The organism is Streptomyces beijiangensis (assembly GCF_017315755.1).
Classification (GTDB): Bacteria; Actinomycetota; Actinomycetes; order Streptomycetales; family Streptomycetaceae; genus Streptomyces; species Streptomyces beijiangensis.
Window position 1 is genome coordinate 1 of sequence record NZ_JAFLRJ010001177.1, and the last position, 733, is coordinate 733.

Sequence of the window (733 nt, forward strand, 5' to 3'; positions counted from 1 at the left end):
GGCCTTCCACTTGCCGGTCTTGGTGATGATCTGACCGGAGACGGTCGAGGAGACGAACAGACCGCCGATCATCGGGATGGTCAGGACACCCGACATGGTCGGGGACTCGTTCCGGGCCAGCTGGAAGCACGGGATGAAGGAGAAGGTGACGGCGAACATCGCGATACCGACGAACAGCGAGGCGACCGAGGCCAGCGTGATGGTGCGGTTGCGGAACAGCCGCAGCGGGATGATCGGCTCGGCGGCCTTCGTCTCGACGAACAGGAAGACCAGGGCGAGCAGCAGCGAGCCGCCGACCATCGCGTACGTCTGCCAGGACACCCAGGCGAACTTGTCGTCGGCGAAGGTGACCCAGACCAGCAGCAGGCTGACGGCAGCGGTGATGAAGAAGGCGCCGGCCCAGTCGACCTTCACCTTGCGCTTGGTCTCCGGCAGCTTCAGGGTCTTCTGCAGCACGAACAGGGCGATCAGCGCGAACGGCACACCGACGTACAGGCACCAGCGCCAGCCGAGCCACGAAGCGTCGGTGATCACACCGCCGACCAGCGGGCCGCCCACGGTCGCGACGGCGAAGGTCGCGCCCAGGTAGCCGGAGTAACGGCCGCGCTCCCGGGGGGAGATCATCGCGGCCATGATGATCTGGGCCAGCGCGGTCAGACCACCGGCGCCCAGACCCTGGATGACCCGGGCCGTGATCAGCATGCCGGGGTTCTGCGCCATGCCGGCGACCACG

The 733-nt window shown here is 67.3% G+C and carries 1 protein-coding gene; it reads right to left on the bottom strand.

Translation table 11 applies throughout. The features are described from left to right. Positions 1 to 733 (bottom strand): MFS transporter (locus J0695_RS41075; protein WP_206969897.1); only part of this gene is annotated, 733 nt, incomplete at both ends.